This is a genomic window from Zunongwangia atlantica 22II14-10F7 (genome assembly GCF_002094855.1).
Lineage (GTDB): Bacteria > Bacteroidota > Bacteroidia > Flavobacteriales > Flavobacteriaceae > Zunongwangia > Zunongwangia atlantica.
In genome coordinates, this window is record NZ_ARYN01000073.1 from 1 (window position 1) to 838 (window position 838).

The 838-nt window shown below is 43.1% G+C and carries 1 protein-coding gene; it reads left to right on the forward strand.

All coding sequences use genetic code 11. The annotated features are described in order from the left end of the window. Nucleotides 1-838: transposase (locus IIF7_RS20630; RefSeq protein WP_245801695.1), on the forward strand; the 838-nt coding region annotated here is incomplete at both ends.

The window sequence follows — 838 nt, forward strand, 5'->3', positions numbered from 1 at the left end:
CATCAAATTGTAAGGGGAACCGTTACCGAGGTCTGCTACACCGCGCAAACTACCGTAGATGCCAAACATAAGTTACTGATCGATTATAAACTCACCAATCAGAATGATAAAAAAGCAATGGGCTTCATGCTCAGAAGAGCCAAGTCCATTTTACGATCAAATTCCTTTACTGCACTCTATGATAAAGGCTATCATACCGGGAGCGAGTTCCATATTGCCGATAGTCTAGGTATCGATACCCTGGTGGCCATTCCGGCCATTGGACGTAAAAGTCAGGCGCCAGATCCTAAATACAATGCTGAAAACTTCATTTATAATCCTGATGATGACGCCTATACTTGCCCCCAGGGAAATACTTTATACAGCAATGGCTCCTGGTACAAAGCCCGCAACTATACGTTTAAACAATACAAGACCAAGGCCTGTAAGGAATGCCCGGTACGCAGCAAGTGTACCACGGCCAAAGCTAACGGTAAGATTATACAGCGCACTCAATTTACCCAGAACATCCAAGGCAACGCCAAGCGGGTCGAACAAAGCGGAGAGCTTTATAAAAAGAGGCAGGCGCTGGTCGAGCATCCCTATGGCACTATGAAGCGGCAATGGGGCTTTGATCATATCATGACCAAAAGGGGCATCAAGGCAGCTTCTGCAGATTTTGGACTCATCGCATTGGCCTATAATTTAAGAAGATTATTCAATAGTAAAATCGGCTTACAGCAACTCATCGTAGCCCTATTTTTAACCTTCAAGAAGTGTATAAAAGCCTCTATAAGACTGAATAAAGCTTTTACCGAATGCACAACAAAAAATACTGATCATAGTATAAATTTTGTTT